Annotated in this window: 13 protein-coding genes; 3 read left to right on the top strand and 10 right to left on the bottom strand. The window is 71.0% G+C overall.

What is annotated here, in order from left to right:
* Position 1 precedes the first annotated feature (1 nt).
* From WBN91_RS11740 to WBN91_RS11710, 7 genes are read right to left on the bottom strand one after another with little or no spacing between them, the layout of a single operon-like run.
* Complete coding sequence (locus WBN91_RS11740) at positions 2-1,717, bottom strand: phytoene desaturase family protein (RefSeq protein WP_337728527.1); 1,716 nt, start codon at positions 1,715-1,717, stop codon at positions 2-4.
* The gene (locus WBN91_RS11735; RefSeq protein WP_337728528.1) at positions 1,717-2,733 is read right to left on the bottom strand and encodes a TauD/TfdA family dioxygenase; all 1,017 of its coding nucleotides are present in this window, start codon (positions 2,731-2,733) and stop codon (positions 1,717-1,719) included. Before WBN91_RS11735 ends, WBN91_RS11740 begins: the two co-directional genes overlap by 1 nt.
* 44 nt (positions 2,734-2,777) lie before the next feature.
* Positions 2,778-5,390: a condensation domain-containing protein gene (locus WBN91_RS11730; RefSeq protein ID WP_337728529.1), complete on the bottom strand. Its 2,613-nt coding sequence runs from the start codon at positions 5,388-5,390 to the stop codon at positions 2,778-2,780.
* A gap of 23 nt (positions 5,391-5,413) precedes the next feature.
* Positions 5,414-7,114, bottom strand: a complete 1,701-nt coding sequence (locus tag WBN91_RS11725) for a non-ribosomal peptide synthetase (RefSeq protein WP_337728530.1) — start codon at positions 7,112-7,114, stop codon at positions 5,414-5,416.
* Between the two features lie 2 nt (positions 7,115-7,116).
* Positions 7,117-7,929, bottom strand: coding sequence for a hypothetical protein (locus WBN91_RS11720; RefSeq protein WP_337728531.1), 813 nt, complete (start codon positions 7,927-7,929; stop codon positions 7,117-7,119).
* A gap of 32 nt (positions 7,930-7,961) precedes the next feature.
* On the bottom strand, positions 7,962-8,699 hold the full coding sequence (locus WBN91_RS11715) for an ABC transporter permease (RefSeq protein ID WP_337728532.1): 738 nt from the start codon (positions 8,697-8,699) through the stop codon (positions 7,962-7,964).
* Positions 8,699-9,649: an ABC transporter ATP-binding protein gene (locus WBN91_RS11710; RefSeq protein ID WP_337728533.1), complete on the bottom strand. Its 951-nt coding sequence runs from the start codon at positions 9,647-9,649 to the stop codon at positions 8,699-8,701. Before WBN91_RS11710 ends, WBN91_RS11715 begins: the two co-directional genes overlap by 1 nt.
* Before the next feature lie 243 nt (positions 9,650-9,892).
* Here WBN91_RS11710 and WBN91_RS11705 point away from each other — a divergent pair, with 243 nt between their 5' ends.
* Genes WBN91_RS11705 through WBN91_RS11695 form a run of 3 tightly spaced genes read left to right on the top strand, consistent with a single transcriptional unit; the run spans position 9,893 to position 13,501 of the window.
* A complete protein-coding gene (locus WBN91_RS11705; RefSeq protein ID WP_337728539.1) occupies positions 9,893-10,765 on the top strand; it encodes an FG-GAP-like repeat-containing protein in 873 nt (290 codons plus the stop codon).
* Between the two features lies 1 nt (position 10,766).
* Positions 10,767-12,206, top strand: a complete 1,440-nt coding sequence (locus WBN91_RS11700; protein ID WP_337728534.1) for an amidase — start codon at positions 10,767-10,769, stop codon at positions 12,204-12,206.
* On the top strand, positions 12,203-13,501 hold the full coding sequence (locus WBN91_RS11695; protein ID WP_337728535.1) for a cytochrome P450: 1,299 nt from the start codon (positions 12,203-12,205) through the stop codon (positions 13,499-13,501). The genes WBN91_RS11700 and WBN91_RS11695 overlap by 4 nt, the downstream gene beginning before the upstream one ends.
* A gap of 64 nt (positions 13,502-13,565) precedes the next feature.
* Here WBN91_RS11695 and WBN91_RS11690 read toward each other — a convergent pair whose 3' ends face one another.
* The 3 genes from WBN91_RS11690 to WBN91_RS11680 form a co-directional block, all read right to left on the bottom strand.
* Positions 13,566-14,528 (bottom strand): alcohol dehydrogenase catalytic domain-containing protein, encoded by a 963-nt coding sequence (locus tag WBN91_RS11690; RefSeq protein WP_337728536.1) that lies wholly within the window; start codon positions 14,526-14,528, stop codon positions 13,566-13,568.
* A gap of 36 nt (positions 14,529-14,564) precedes the next feature.
* Positions 14,565-14,927, bottom strand: a complete 363-nt coding sequence (locus WBN91_RS11685) for a MerR family transcriptional regulator (protein WP_337729375.1) — start codon at positions 14,925-14,927, stop codon at positions 14,565-14,567.
* 100 nt (positions 14,928-15,027) lie between these two features.
* Positions 15,028-15,675, bottom strand: coding sequence for a pyridoxamine 5'-phosphate oxidase family protein (locus WBN91_RS11680; RefSeq protein WP_337728538.1), 648 nt, complete (start codon positions 15,673-15,675; stop codon positions 15,028-15,030).
* Positions 15,676-15,785: the final 110 nt, after the last annotated feature.

Below are 15,785 nucleotides of genomic sequence, written 5' to 3'. Positions count from 1 at the left end.
CTCACTGGGTCCTCGCGTTGCGAGCAGAGCGGAAGGGGTGAGCGGTGCGTGGGCGGGGGAGTCGGGGTTTGGACGCTGTCAGCGGGTCCCAGTCGGGGCCGCCGGCGGTCAGGCGGGTCGGGTCGCCGAACACCGTGCCGGTGCGGACCTCGGCGAGCAGGTCGCGGCCGAGCACGGCGCTCGCGGTGCCGACGCCGCTGTTCATCACGTTGACGATGCCGTGGCAGAACACGGTCCCCGCCCCGGTCAGGTACAGGCCGCCGATCCCGGTGACCGGTCCCGGCCGGTTGCGGCCGAGCTGGTCGGTGGCGATCTCCAAGCCGTAGCTGGAACCCTCCGACGACAGCGTGAACCGCTCCTGGGTCAACGGGGTCGCGGCCTCGCGCCACACGATGTGGTCCTCGATGCCGGGGATCAGCGCGGCCGTCCGCGCGATGATCCGGTCGGTGATGCGTTCCTTCAGGTCCCCGTACTCCGTCTCGGCCCGGTAAGAGCCGTCGGCGGCGGTCGCGAAGCTCCACAGTGGACTGCCCTGCGGAACCACGGCCATGATCTCCATCGTGGAGTGGCCGTGCGGGGCGCTGCGCGGGTTGCCGGGGTCCTTGACGGTGGCCGAGGTGATGAACAGCGGCAGCTCGTCGGGCAGCTCGCCGCGGTACAGGGCCTCGTAGTAGCCGTCCACGTCGGTGTCGGGGAAGGTGTAGAAGTTCGTGTTCGGCATCCGGTCCGCCAGGTCGACGTCCAGCCCCAGGTAGACCGTGAGGAGCGGAAGCGCCATCCGGTACCGGGACACCCGCTCGGCCTGCGCGGCGGACAGGTGCTCGCGGCCGACCAGGTCGAGGAAGGTGCGCCGGACGTCGGCGTTGGAGATGACGGTCCCGGCCCGGACGACTTCCCCGGAGGCCAGTCGCACGCCGGTGGTCCGGCCGTCTTCGACCAGGATCCGCTCGACCTTGGTGTGCGTCCGCACGACACCGCCGTGCGACTGGATCACGTCGAGCAGGTGGGCGGCGAGGACCTGGCCCCCGCCGCGCGGGTAGTAGGCGCCACCGCGGATGTACTGGTCCATCGCGGCGGCGTGGACCACGGCGCTGACGCGGTTCGGCGGGGCCGCGTAAGTGGCGCTCTCGCCGGAGATGACGGCCCGAGCGCGTTCACTCAGGCCGCAGAGCTTGTACAAGTCGGCCAACGGGCGCATGCCCAGCGTGGTGAGCACCGGCGCCTTCAACGGGAACAACAACGCCTGTCGAGGTGTGGTCGGCAGACCCTTGCGCAGTTCCGCGGCCATCCGCCGCAGCAGTCGGATGCATAATCGGATCCGGCGTTCCTCGTCCGGGAACGTCTCGACCAGCCGCTCCAGGTAGCGGTCCCACCCGCGCGGCACCCGGAAGGTGAAGTCCGGGAACACCAGCGTGGTGAACCCGTCCGGGTCCATCTCCAGGAACTCGACCCGGTCGGCCAGCCCGACACCCCGCAGGATGCCGGTCAGCAGGCCGTCCTCCTGGCAGGCGCCGACGTAGTGCACGCCCACGTCGAACTCGAACCGGCGCTGCCGGCGGAACACCTGGCTGCACCCGCCGGCCACCCTGCCCTGCTCCAGGACCAGCGGGCGCAGCCCGTTGGTCGCGAGGTAGGCCGCGGTGGTGAGGCCCCCGAGTCCGGAGCCCACCACCACCGCGTCCCACGATTCAGTCGATAAGTCCCCCAGGACCGTCATCAATCACCTTTCGCCACAGGAGTGCCCGCGCTCCCCAGCACGTGCCCGCCTTCGGGACGGAGTTCGCGCGACCGCCGGAAGTCGCGGTGCACGAAGATGCGTTGCAGCCACCGGTCCCGGCCGTCGTAGCGGGGCGTGAACTCGGTCCGGCCGTGCAGGGCCAGGCGGTTGTCCACGAAGGCCAGGTCGCCGGGTTCGAGGATGAACGTGCGGCGCGAGGAGCGCAGGGCGTCGCCGAGCACGGCCATCGCCTGCTCCGCCTCGGCGTCGAGCGGGAACGAGCTCTCGAAGTCGATGCGGATGTCCGGGTCGTCGAAGCTGCCGCCCAGGATGCCGTGCGGCTCGGGCGCGCTGCGCAGGTCGCCGAACGACGCCGGCGGCTCGGTGATGAACCGCGGCTCGTGCAGGACCTTCCGCACGGCCTCGGGCAGCACCGGCAGGGCGTTGCGGATGGACGCCACCTGCAACCCGGCCACGTTGTCGTGGTCGTTGCGCAGGCAGTGCAGGCCCACGTAGTCCGGCCGGTACATGTGGAAGGCGTTCTCCACGTGCATGGACAGCATCACGGAGCCGGCGTTGCCCTGGAAGGCCTCCATGCCGGGCACCGGCACGACGTCCTGCACGAGCGCGCCGCTCTTCTCCTCCCGGAACGCGATCAGCTCGCCGAGCTGGAGGCCGACCAGCACCTGCGCGGCGGCGGGCACGGTCGACTCGCGTTGCACGGAACCGGGCACGGTCGGCGTGTCGGGCAGGTCGTCGGGCTCCACCGGCAGGTTGCGCACGAGCAGGACGCCGTCCAGGCCCGCGTCCCAGGTGAAGCGGCGCAGCATCTGCCGCAGCCGCACCGGCAGGTTGCTGGACAGCTCGCGCGCGGTGGCCAGCCACGCGGTCGAGTCCAGCCGGCGCGGCGGCCGGCCAGCGAGGTAGCGGGCGATGGTGTCGACCTCGATGTTCTCCTCACGGGTCAGGGTGATCACGCGGTCGGTGCTGTGCGTGGGCTGGACGTCGATGGTCACGCCGAGCCTCCTCTGCTGAAAGAACTCTCTGGCTGGCGGATCGGTCAGTCGTCTTCGTCGTCGTCGTCGTCGAAGAACGCGGAGTCGAGGTGCTCCGCGAGCTGCCTCGGCGTCGGGTTGGCGAACAGGTCGGCGAGCTGGGCGGGCAGGCCCAGGTCCTTCTTGACCTTCTGCACCAGTTGGGCGCCGAGGAGTGAGTGGCCGCCGCTCACGAAGAAGTTCGAGTCGGCGTGCAGGCCGGGCCGGTCGAGCAGCTCGGTCCAGATGGCGACGAGCGCGGCGGTCGTCTCGTCCGCCGGCTCGGCGTTCGCGGCGACCGCGGAGGACTCGGCCAGTTCCCGCAGGGCGAGTCGGTCCACTGTGGACGCGGCCGTGCGCGGGAGCTTGGTCATCGTCACCGGTTCGGGCACGAACGGCAGGGTGGCCTTGGCGTGCTCGCGCAGCCGGTCGGTCGCGTCGGTCTCGGTGAACACGAACACCGTGCCGTCCGCTTCGGCGGCGCCCACCGGGGCCACGGCGGACAGCGCCCGCTCGACGTCCGCGAGGTGGATCCGCTGTCCCGCGACGGTCACGTGCGCGTCCAACGGCCCGATGACGTCGATCCCGTCCGCCCGCCGGACCGCGAGGTCCCCGGTGCGGTGGAACCGGCCGTGCACCGGGTGCTCGCCGAACCGCTCGGCGGTCAGGTCCGGCCGGTTGTGGTAGCGGGTGGGCAGGGCGTTCCCGGTGGCGCACAGCTCACCGCGCACCCCGAGGCCCAGCTCGTGCGCGGTGCCCGGTTCGGCGACGAACCCGGTCGGCACGGGAGCGGTGTGCTCGGTGTCCGCGACCACGACCCGGCAGCCGGTGGTGAGCGCGCCCAGCACGTCGAGCAGCGAAGCGGTGGTGGCGGCACTGTTCCGCCACAACGCCTTCTCCTGCCCGACGACCGCGCTCGCCAAGGCCCGGTGCGTGAACTCCACCGCGACCGCGTCACCGGTCAGCGCGTACTCCAGGTGGGCAGGTGCGTCCAGGTCCGGTGCGGGCGCGTCGGCTCGGCTACCGCCACCGACGGTCGGGACCTGCACCGCACCCGGCACGGTCACGCCCTCGGCCGCCAGCACCAGCCCCGCCCCCGAATCGGCGAGCCGCGCCGCGAGGTCGGGGATCGGTTGGGTCGGGTCCAGCAGCACCACTCGGGCACCCGCCAGCCACACCCCCAGCCAAGCCGCCGCAAGGTCCGCACCGCGCGGGGCCAACACCGCCACGGTGTCCGCGTTCACCAGGTCCCGGGTGTCCAGCGCGGCGGACCACAGCTCGCCGTAGGTCACCGAGTCCGGCCCGTCCTCGATGGCGACCAGGTCCGGCTGCGCGGTCACCGTCGCGTACACGGCGTCCAGCACGTGCCCGACCGGCTCCGACACCACCGGCAGCACACGTTCCGCGGGGCTCAGCCGGGACAACTCCACCACCGGCCGCTCCACCGCGCCGCCCAGCTCGACCAGCAGCGAGTCGTACCGCTCCAGCAGCCGCACGACGTCGGCTTCCTCGAAGGCGTCCACGCAGAACGCGGCCCGGATGGTGGTCTCCTCCGGACCCGGCATGATGAAGAACTCCAGGTCGAACCGGCTGTACCCGTTCTCCGCCATCACGTGCCGCACGGGCATCCCGGTCAGCGTGGGCGCGGACTCGACCGTGCCCGGCACGTAGTTGAACAGGTGCCGGAAGAACGAGCTGCGCCACGACGACGGCGTGTCCCCGAGCACGGCGGGGGAGACGTGCTCCAGCGGCACGTCCGCGTGGCTGATCGCCTCCAGGAACGTGGACCGGGTCTTCTTCACCACGGCCCGGAAGTCGGCCTCCGCGTCGAGCTGGACCCGCAACGGCAACAGGTTGGCGTGGTAGCCGATGGCGTTCATGCTCTGCTGGTCGCGCACGTTCACGGGCGTCCCGATGACCACGTCCGACCCGGCGCCGTGCTGGGTCAGCAGCACGTAGTAGGCAGCCAGCAGCACCACGGCCTCGGACGCCCGCAGCTCCTTCTGGAACCGCCGGACGACCTCCCGGGCTTCGGCGGAGAGCTTGTGGTGCACCGTCGAAGCGCGCAGCGAGGACGTGGCACCCGGCGGCTTGGCGCACCACAGCCCGGACTCGCTGGCCCGCAGCCCGTCCAGGTTCTTCTGCCAGTAGGCGATGCTGCGCTCGTCGGGCGCACGCTCGGCCGGCGGGGAAACCACATCGCTGGCAGGCGTGCGCCCGGCCGCCACCTCCTCGTACGCGGTCAGCAGCTCGCGCAGCAGGATCGTGGTGGACATGGCGTCGAACACCAGGTGGTGCACGACAACGCAACACACGTCGTGCGAACCGCTCCACACGCCTGCCCGCACCAACGGACTCCCGTCCAGCGCGAACGGCGCCGCGATGAACGCGGTCAGGTCGGCATCGAGCCCGGCATCCGTGACGGCGATGTCCACCAGCGGCACGTCGACTGAGGCCAGGACTTCCTTGTCCAGAGCCACGTCGTCCGCGCGGAACACGGTCCGCAGCACCTCGTGCCGCGCCAGCACCGCGTCCAACGCCGTACCGAGCACCGCCCGGTCGAACCGCCCACCGACCTCGAACGCGACGGTGACGTTGTTGACCCCTGTGCCCGGCACCAGCCGTTCCAGGAGCCACATAGCCGTTTCTTTCCGGCTGACCGTCATTCGTCCCCCTCAGCACAGAGTTCGGCGAGCCGCGCCACGGTCCGGTTCTCCAGCACGTCCCGCAGCGACAGCGTCAGCCCGAGCTTGCGCGCCTCGTTGACCAGCTGCGCGGCACCGACGCTGGTGCCGCCGCGCACGAAGAAGTCGTCGTCCACACCCACCGCGGACACGCCGGAGAACCGCGCGAACAGCCCGCACAGCAGGGCTTCCAGCTCGTTCACCGGCGCACGCCCCGACACGGCCCCGGACGGGACCGGCAGCGCGGCCGTGTCGAGCTTGCCGTTCACGGTCAGCGGCAGCTCCGGCAACGCCACCACGGCACTGGGCACCATGTAGTCGGGCAGGCTCTCGGCGATGTCCTTGCGCACCTGCTGCACGTCGACGTCGATCGGCACGACGTACGCGACGAGCTGCTTGACGTCCGGCGTGTCCTCGCGGACCACAGCCGCCGCGTGCCGCACCTCGGGCACCCGCAGCAGCGCCGCCTCGACCTCGCCCAGCTCGATCCGGTAGCCGCGGATCTTGGTCTGGCTGTCGACCCGGCCGCAGAACTCGTACTCGCCGTCCGCGGTCGGCCGCACCCGGTCGCCCGACCGGTACATGCGGGACCCGGGCGGTCCGAACGGGTTGGCCACGAACCGGCTCGCGGTCAGCGCCGGCCGGTTGAGGTAGCCGCGCGCGAGCTGGGTGCCGGAGATGTACAGCTCCCCGATCTCGCCGACCGCGACCGGCTGCAAGCCGTCGTCCAGGACGTGGAAACCCACGCCGGGCATGGGTTGTCCGATGGGCAGCGGACCCGGCGGCACGACGTCGTCCGGCTCGATGACGACCGTGCTGCACCCGACCGTCGTCTCGGTCGGCCCGTACTCGTTGACCACGCGGGCGCCGGGGTGCCTGCGCCGCCAGGCGTCCACGGTCTCGCCGAGCAGGAGTTCACCGCCGGCCATCAGCTCGCCGGTCGGCGAGGCCTCGGCGGGCAGCGCGGTGAGCAGCGGGATGTGCGAGGGCGTGACCTTGACGAACCCGGGGCGCTCCCGGCCCAGCGGTCCGGCGGCGGGCGTGCCCATCTCCTCCAACGCGCCGACGTGCACGCAACCGCCGGTGGCCAGCGGCGCGTACAGGGCGGTGACGGTGAGGTCGAACGCGAACGACGAGTGCAGCACCGCCCGGCCGCGCACGCCGGGGTAGGAGCGCACGACGTGGTCGAGGTAGGTGTTCAGCTGCCGGTGTTCGATCACCACGCCCTTGGGCTTGCCCGTCGAACCGGACGTGTAGATGACGTAAGCCGCGTTCTCCGGCCGCAGGTCCACGGAGAACGGCACGTCCGAGGTCTCGTCGACCAGCACTTCCACGGCGTCGGAAGCCGGGATCGCGTGCCGGTCCTCGGACGTGGTCAGCAGCAGCAACGGTCGCGCGTCGCCCAGCATGTGCTCCAGGCGCTGCGCCGGGTAGTCGAGGTCCAACGGCAGGTAGGCGGCCCCGGTCTTGAGCACCGCCACGGCGGCGGTCACCACGTCGGCCGACCGGATGCCGATGGCCACCAGCCGTTCCGGCCCGGCCCCGAGCGCGGCCAGCCGGCGGGCGAGCCCGGTGGACCGGGCGTCCAGCTCCGCGTAGGTCAGGGTGCGCTCGCCCCACGCCACGGCGACCGCGTCGGGGGTGCGGCGGACCTGGGCGGCGAACAGGTCGGGGAACACCGCTACCCCGCCATCCGCAGCGCGCCGGTCATCAGCCCGGACACGGCGGCGGCCACGTCCGGGTGGCGCAGCATCTGGTCGTGGTCGACGTCCAGGCGGATCTCCCGCGCGAACTCCGCGCCGCGCTGCGTCGAGTGCGACGACGTGATCGCGGTGGCGTCGCGCCACAGCGGCAGCGGGTCCAGCTCGGTGGCGGCCCGCAGGTAGCCGACGAAGGACGCGAAGCTGCCGCCCAGCTCGGCGCGGATGTCCTCGTCCAGGCCCAGCCGCTGCCCGGCCACGTCGATGGCGTCGCGGAAGATCCCGGCCAGCGCGGGACCGATCAGGGACAGGTCCTCGAACCCGTGCCGCTGCTGGACGTCCTGCCCGTCGGCGTGGAACTTGGTGATCTCGTCGGGCGACAGGATGGTCTTCAGCGCGTCGGCGGCGCCGTGGAAGTCCCGGTACAGGCCGACGATGTTGGGCAGCTCGGGGTCAAGCAGGACCAGTCGCGGCGCCACTTCCTGGTGCTCGGCGAGCCGCGCGGCCAGCGGCGCGGCGAACACCGCGCCGGCGCAGTAGCCGACGACCGTGTCGACGGTCCGCTCGCGCCTGCGCACGCCCTTGACCCAGCGCTCCACGTAGTCGGCGCCGGACATGGTGTCCTCGGCGCCCGACGCCGGCGCGACGGTCTCCCACACCTCGCCGGGCGCGGACAACTTGGGGACCAGGTCGCGGAAGCACGCCTGGGTGCGGCCGGTGCTGGTGAAGTCGACGGTCAGCGTGAGCCCACCCTGCCCGCCCTTGCGCAGTATCTGCCAGGAGTTCTTCTTCACGTCAGGATTCCCTCGGGTAGCAACGGACATCGTCAGACGCGGGCGCTGTCCCGCACGTACCGCAGGACCACCGCGCCGCCGAGCACCACGGTCCAGCCGGCCAGCACGACGGCCGCCACGGCGCCGTTCGCGGGTTCGCCGACCGCCGCGTGGCCGATCTCGGCGAGCCAGCGGCTGGGCAGGACCGTGGACACCGCCTGCATCCACCCGGGGAACGCCACCGACGGGAACAGCGCCCCGCCGAGGATGCCCAGCAGCATGTGCGACATCGAGGTGAGCAGCTGGACGCTCTCCGAGGTCGCGATCTGCCCGATGAACACGCCCAGCAGCGCGAACGGCAGCGTGCCCGCCCAGATCCCCAGCACCAGGTGCAGCCAGCCGCCCACCGGCAGCCGCACGCCCTCCACCAGCGCGCCGACCAGCGCCACGGCGGCGATCGCGGGCAGCGCCACCACCATCGCGGCGGACAGCTTGGCGACCAGGTAGGACGGCGCGGACAGCGGCGTGATGCGCAACTGCCGCTGCCAGCCCGAGGACCGCTCGAGCGCGACCCGCGTGCCGACGTTGAGGGCCACGAAGAACGCGCCGAACGCGGCCAGGTTGCCCATCAGGTGCTCGCGGAAGTCCACCCCGCCCCGGTCGGCGAACAGGCCGCTGAACAGGTTGGCCTGGATCAGGTACATCAGGGTGGGGAACAGGAACGCCATGATCCAGAACTTGCGCGCCCGCACCACCCGGCGCACCTCGAACAGCAGGAAACCGGAGTTCATCAGGCAGCCTCGTCTTCGGTCGCGGTCAGGGCCAGGAACGCCTGCTCCAGGCCGATGGAGCCGATCTCCACGTCCCGCGCCTGCGGGTACCGGGCGAACAGCTCGCGCGCGGCGGCGTCGGAGTCGGCGCACACCAGCTCGACCCGCCTGCCGCGCGCCTCGGCGGCCAGCACGCCGGGCAGCAGCCGCAGCTGGTCCGGCGTCACACCGGGGACCTCGGCGGACAGCGTCCGGCCCGCCACGACCGAGCGGATCTGCGCGACCGTGCCGTCGGCGACGACCTTCCCGCCGCGCACCAGGACCACCCGGTCGGCGAACTCCTCGGCCTCCTCCAGGTAGTGGGAGGCGAACACCACCGTGCGGCCGGTGGCGGTGAACTCGTGGATCGAGGTCCAGAACACCGTGCGGGACTCGACGTCCATCGCCACGGTGGGCTCGTCCAGGATCAGCAGGCGGGGGTCGGACACCAGCGTCACCGCCAGCCGCAGGCGCTGCCGCTGACCGCCGGACAGCGGGCCGCGCCGGTCGGCCAGGTCGGTCAACCCGGTGCGCGCCAGCACCTCGTCGACCGGCAGGGCGTCGCGGTACAGGCCCGCGATCACCGTGATCAGCTCGCGGATCGACACGTCGTCCAGGAGCGCGCCGTCCTGGAGCATCGCGCCGACGACACCGCGGGTGACGGCCTCGCGCGGGGTGTGCCCGAACACGCGGATCTCGCCCGCGTCCGGGGTGGCCAGGCCCAGGACCAGGTCCACCAGCGTGGACTTGCCCGCGCCGTTGGGGCCCAGCAGCGCGACGACCTCGCCGGGCGCGATCTCCAGGTCCAGGCCGTTGACCGCGCGCACGTCGCCGTAGCGCTTGTGCAGCCCCGACACGCTGATCGCCGGCGCCGGCGGTGCCACCACGGCGAGCGCCGGCGTGGTCGCGGTGAGCCCGATTCCTTCGTCCATGTGGATTTCCCCATTTGGGTCGGCGCGGGTATGCGCTTATTGTTAGCAGCACCTCGCCGGGGGTCGGCCGGAAATAGTGGGCGGCCCGCGCGGGTGTGGGGGTGGGGTGCATTTCTTGTGGGGTGCCAGGGGTGTCGGTAGGGGTACCCCGTCGCCGCTCGCCGGGGCCATGATCAGGCCTGTTGTGGTGGTTGGGTGCGCGTTCGGCCGCGCCCGCTCGGGGAGGGGTGCTTCGTGGCACGCATGAAGGGGAACGGTCACTGTCATTCGTTCAACGGTGACGGTCGAATGGACGTCATGGCCCGTGACGACGTCACGGGGGAATTGTTCGTCTTTCCCCATCGGGGCTCTTTCCAGGGCACCGAGACGTTCGGCGAGCCCGTGCTGATCGGCACCGGTTTCGACCCGCGGCGCGACCACTACCTGGTGCGCACCATCGACATCAACGGCAACGGCTTCGCCGACGTCCTCGGCCTGAGCATGCGCCCGATGAACGAGCACCACGGGATCTTCCTGTACCCGAACACCGGCGGGCTGCGCGGCCTGGACACCCTCGCCGGCCCGATCCGCATCTCCGGCGCCCGCGACGACAAGAAGTGGGAGACGCTGGGCATCTACGACGTGGACCTCGACGGCTGCGACGACATGTTCGGCCGCGAGCAGGACGCGGGCAACGTGGACGCGTTCTTCAACCGCCGCGAGGTCAAGGAGAACGAGACCTACGACAAGTCCGCGCACCGGCTGGTCACCGTGGACGTCGACGACTTTCCGTTCGCGATGGCCGACATCACCGGCACCGGCCGCCCGGACCTGTTGGTGCGCCGGAAGAACGGCGACTTGGACGTGTACGAGTTCGCCCACAACGAGTCCGGGGACGGGCCGTGGTGGCGCGGCGAGGGCCGGTGGTTCACGCTCGGCCACGGCTGGCAGGAGTACGAGATCATCACCGTGACGGACCTGGACCTGAACGGCCGCCCCGACCTCATGGGCCTGCGCGGCGACGGCACCCTGGTGGCCCACCTGAACAACGGCTGGGACCCGTCCGCGCCCCGGGACACCTTCGGCGCGCCCGAGGTCGTCGCGACCGGGTGGCAGAAGTTCTCGGTGGTGAGCTGACATGGACGCCCTGGGCACTTTCCTGCACCGCTTCCCCGACGTGCCGTCCGATGTGGACGGCCCGCTGACCGGGGTGCGCGTGGGCGTCAAGGACATCATCGCCGTGGCGGGCGCGTCGAGCACCGCGCAGAGCGCCGTCCACGACCCGGTGTGGTGGGAGGACCGCGACGCGCCGATCATCGCGCGACTGCGGGCCGCCGGTGCGTCCATCGTGGGCAAGACGTCGATGGCCGAGCACGCGCTGTCCCGGCCCGACCCGGCCGCCGCGTTCCCCGTGCCGCGCAACCCGTGGGACCCGAACCGGTGGACCGGCGGGTCGAGCTGCGGCAGCGCCAACGGCATCCCCGCCGGGCTGTTCGACGCCGGCATCGGCACCGACAGCAACGGCAGCATCCGCATCCCGGCCGCGCTGTGCGGGGTGACCGGCCTCAAACCGACCCAGGGGTTGCTGCCCTCGCAGGGCATCCGGCCGTTGACGCGGTCGATGGAGACCGCCGGCCCGCTGGCCCGCACGGCTCGCGAGTGCGCCCGGCTGCTGGCCGTGATGGCCGATCGGCCCTACGAGGTGTCCCGGACCGCGCTGGACGACCTGGCGGGCGTGCGCATCGGCGTGCCGTTCGACCTGGTGAAGTACGCCGCCGCGCTGACCGACGAGACCGCCGCCGCGTTCGAGACCGCGCTGGACGAGCTGCGCGCGGCGGGCGCCTCGGTGGTGGACGTGCCGGTCAACGAGGGCTTCCCGCTGGTCGCGGCGCAGTTGGTGACGCTGCTGGTGGAGGCGTTCGAGGTGCACGGGACGCACCTGCGGTCGCGGTGGACCGACTACGGCCGGCCGTTCCGGTGGAACGTGGCCCTGGGCGGCGTGCTGAGCGCCGAGACGTACCTGCGGGCGCAGCGCGTGCGCCGGTGGGGCGCCGACGCCCTGCGGTCCCGGTTCGCCGACGTGGACCTGATCGCCACCCCGACCTGGCCCGCCGGCGCGCCGCGCTACGACGACGCCGCCGGCCTCCAGACGATCTCGTGGCTGCCCAGCGTGTGGAGCGCGGTCGGGTTCCCCGCGCTGGCGCTGCCGATGGGCTTCGACGCGGCCGGGATGCCGCTGTCGCTGCAACTGGCCGCCGCGCCGGGCCAGGACTTCGAACTGGCCGCGATCGCCGACGTCTACCAGCGGCGGACCGACTGGCACGACCGTTCGGTGCCGGCGTTCTCCTCGGCGGAGTGGGCCGAGGTCGCCGCGCCCGAGGCGCCCACCGACACCGTCGACCCGGGTGCCCGCAAGTGGCTGGCCGACGCGTTCGGCGAGCTGGAGGTGCCGGTCGGGGACGCCGACCTGGACCAGATCGCCATGACGTGGTCGAAGGTCACCGCGCTCACCGCCGTGCTGCCGGAACCACCCGTGGACGTCGAGCCGTTCCACGCGGACTTCAGGAGGAACCGATGAGCGCGATCCCGGGTCCGGACGGCCACCCGCTGCTGGGCGTGGTGCCCGCGTTCGTCGCCGACCTGCTGGGCACGCTGGAGCGGACGTTCGCCGAGCACGGCGACCTGGTGGCGTACCGCTTCGGGCCGTCCTGGGCGGGCCGCACGGTGTACGGGGCGTTCCACCCTGACGACGTGGCCCGGGCGATGACCGACCCCGCGGTGTTCGGCCGGGACACGGCCGGGTTCAAGGTGATCCGGGAGAGCATCGGCGACGGCCTGCTGACCTTGGACGGCGAAACCTGGAAGCGCCACCGCAAACTGGTCCAGCAGCTGTTCACGCACCGCCGGGTCATGGGCTACACGGCCCTCATGGCGGAGGAAGCGTCCAAGGTCGTCAACGACCCGTCGCTCCGCTCGGGAACGGTCGACCTGCACGACCTGATGCAGCGCTACACCCTCCGGGTCGTGGGCCGGGCCTTGTTCGGCGACGTCATCGACGACATCGTCGAGGACCTCCAGGAGTTGGTGCAGCAACTGGGCGAAACCTCCACCGCCCGCCGCCTCCAGCTGTTCACCCTCCCGTTGTCCCTGCCCACCCCGCGCAACCGCGCCCTGCGCGACATCCGCCGCCGCTTGTTCGCCATCGCCGACCGCGTCCTGGCCCTCCCCCCGCGCCCGGACGCCGACGACCTCCTGACCCGCCTGCGCACCGCCCGTGACGCGGACACCGGCGAGGGCTTGTCGGAGCAGGAGATCCGCGACGAGGTCCTGGGCTTCCTGCTGGCAGGCCACGAAACCACCGCAGGCGCACTGACGTTCACCCTGCACGAGCTGGGCCGCCGCCCGGACATCCAGTCCGACATCGCCCACGCGACTGACGACACCCTCGTCCGGGCGACGATCCAAGAGGGCATGCGCCTCTACCCGCCGGCACACAGCACCGAGCGCATCACCTTGGTGGACACCACGATCGCCGGCTACCAGGTCCGCGCGGGTTCGCAAATCCTGATCTCCCCGTGGGTAACCCACCGCCACCCGGACTTCTGGCCGAACCCCACAACGTTCGACCCCACCCGTTTCCTCGCCGGCGGCCCCACCCACCGCTACGCGTACATCCCCTTCGGCGGCGGCGCGAGGGCGTGCATCGGCATGCAGTTCGCCTTGATGGAGTCCACCATCCTCCTCAAGACCTTGCTGCGCGCGTACCGCTTCGACACCACCGCGCAACCACTCTCCGTCACCCCTCTGCTGACCCTGCGCCCGAACGGCCCGGTCCTGGCGACCGCAACAGCCAACACCCTCCAGCCCGTGTAAGCCTCCTCCGTGGCGAACACGGCCAGTGGCCCCGGGAACCCCCGTCCCGGGGCCACTGCTTTGTTCACGGCCTCAAGGCAAGCTTCCCCACCGTCTCCCCGGCTTCCAGCGCGGCCAGCACAGCCGGTCCCTCAGCCAGGTCGTACACGGTCGGTTCCCCAGGCAGATACACACCTTCCCGCCGCAACACGTCCAACTCACTCAGGACACCGGCGAACACCTCAGGCGCCTCCTGCGCCATCAATCCGATGTGCAGCCCCATCACCTGCACTTGGTGCTTGAACACCAACTCCCAATTGCTCACCGAAGCGGTGCCCCCAGCCGCCCCAAACACCACTACCCGCCCTGTAACCCTCCGAGCAGCATCCAAACTCCTCTTAAACCCTTCGCCCCCAACAGACTCCAACACAAGATCAACGTCCCGCACCCCGTCAACCTCGCCGTACTCCACCACCCGATCGGCCCCCACCCCAAGCACCACATCGTGCTTGGCCGCCGAAGCAGCGCCAATCACCGTCGCGCCGTAGTACTTGGCGATCCGAACCGCAGCCTGCCCCACCCCACCCGCAGCAGCCTGCACCAACACCGTCTCGCCACTCCGAACCCGCCCCAGGACCCGAAGCGCCGCCAAGGCAGTAGCCCAGTTCAACACCAACCCAAGCCCCTGCTCACTCCGCCACCCGTCAGGCAGAGCCACCACCCCAGCAGCCGGCATCACCACAAACTCGGCAAACGCCCCACTCCCAGCCCCCACAACCCGCGTCCCCACCAGCCCAGGATCAACCGCTTCCCCGACCCCCACCACAACCCCAGCAGCCTCAAACCCAGCCAGATAAGGCGGAACCGGCCCGCCGTCATAGACCCCTCGCGTCTGCATCACATCGGCAAAGTTGACCCCAGCAGCCTCAACCCGAACCAACACCTCACCAGGCCCAGCCACCGGCACCGGCACCTCGACAACCGCCAGCCCCCGAGGCCCGCTCAAGGCCCCCTGCCGCAACGCCCGCATCGTGTTCTCAACACCCATGCCCAGGACGCTAAAACCCTGCCGCAAGCGTGAGGGTCAAGCCAACTTCCGCGCAGCCTCCAGGTAGGCGTCCAAGGCGTCCCGATTCCGAGTCAAACAGGAAATCCGCCGCTCCAGCACTTCCCGCTGCCGCTCAACCTGGTCGATCATGTACTCACAGGGCACCTCAGGCAGCAGCTCCCCGGTCCCGTCCAGATACGGCAGGACCTCCCGAATGATCCGGGTAGGCAACCCACACTCGATCAACCCCCGAACCTGCCGAACCACCTCGACATCCCGCTCGTCAAAACACCGATACCCATTCCCCCCACGAGCCGGCCGAACCAGCCCTTCTTCCTCGTAATACCGCACCGCCCGGACACTGACGCCAGCCAGCCGAGCAACCTCCCCAATCCGCACCACCCCAAGCTAACCCGCCGCAGAACCCCCCGACCAGGACAGATAACGGGGTGTCGCCACACGCAAGGGCACAGCCACTGCGACAGTTGCCGCCAGCGCGTCACCCGGCGATGAGCTTCGCGGCGTCAGGGGCGTAGACGGTCATCCAGTGCGGACGAAGCCGGTAGTAGACCACGTCCTTCTCCCAGTCGGTGTGATCGCCGTAGAAGTCCTTGAGGTACGCAAGCAGGTCCGGCCAGTCCGCAGCCGGCTCGCCGTCCTCGGGGTTGAGGACCTCCACCGTGCCGTGCGCAAACACCCCCAGCTCCTCGCCACGCATATGCGCAACGCTGGCGGCGGGCCGTGCCGCAAGGTGGCGCGCCTTGGCAGCACCACGCGCCGTGCCGAAGCACCACTTGCCGTGCAAAAAGTGCCCATCCACGCCACTGATCCGCGGCTCACCCTTCGCCGTCACGGTGGACAGGGCAAGGGTGCACATGCCGACCAGGATCCGCGTGAGCTGCTCGGCGGTCACAGTGCGCTCGGCGACGATCAACCGGAGGTGATCGGTAGAGCGGGACAGGGAGGCGTCGAGCAGCGCCTGGAGCTCAAGGAGTTCTTCGGGTGTCTCACGCATCAGCCGACGATATCCACCGCTGGACCGGCTGACCGTGGTCGGGAAGCGGAAGGCGAACACGTCGAGCACGTGGGTGAGGGTTCGGTGTGGGCCGATCTTGAACCAGATCGGCCGCACCGGCGTGACCAGCACCAGAGCGCCCCCGGCAGGATTCGAACCTGCGACCTCGGGATTAGAGATCCACTTCTCCCGTCACCTGCCGGCACCCGCCAACACCCCTCATGACCAGGCGCTTCGCGGAC

This window comes from Saccharothrix sp. CCNWYY140 (assembly GCF_037401995.1).
Lineage (GTDB): Bacteria > Actinomycetota > Actinomycetes > Mycobacteriales > Pseudonocardiaceae > Actinosynnema.
The sequence above is the reverse complement of the archived record's forward strand: the minus strand, read 5'-3'. Positions and strand labels throughout refer to the sequence as shown.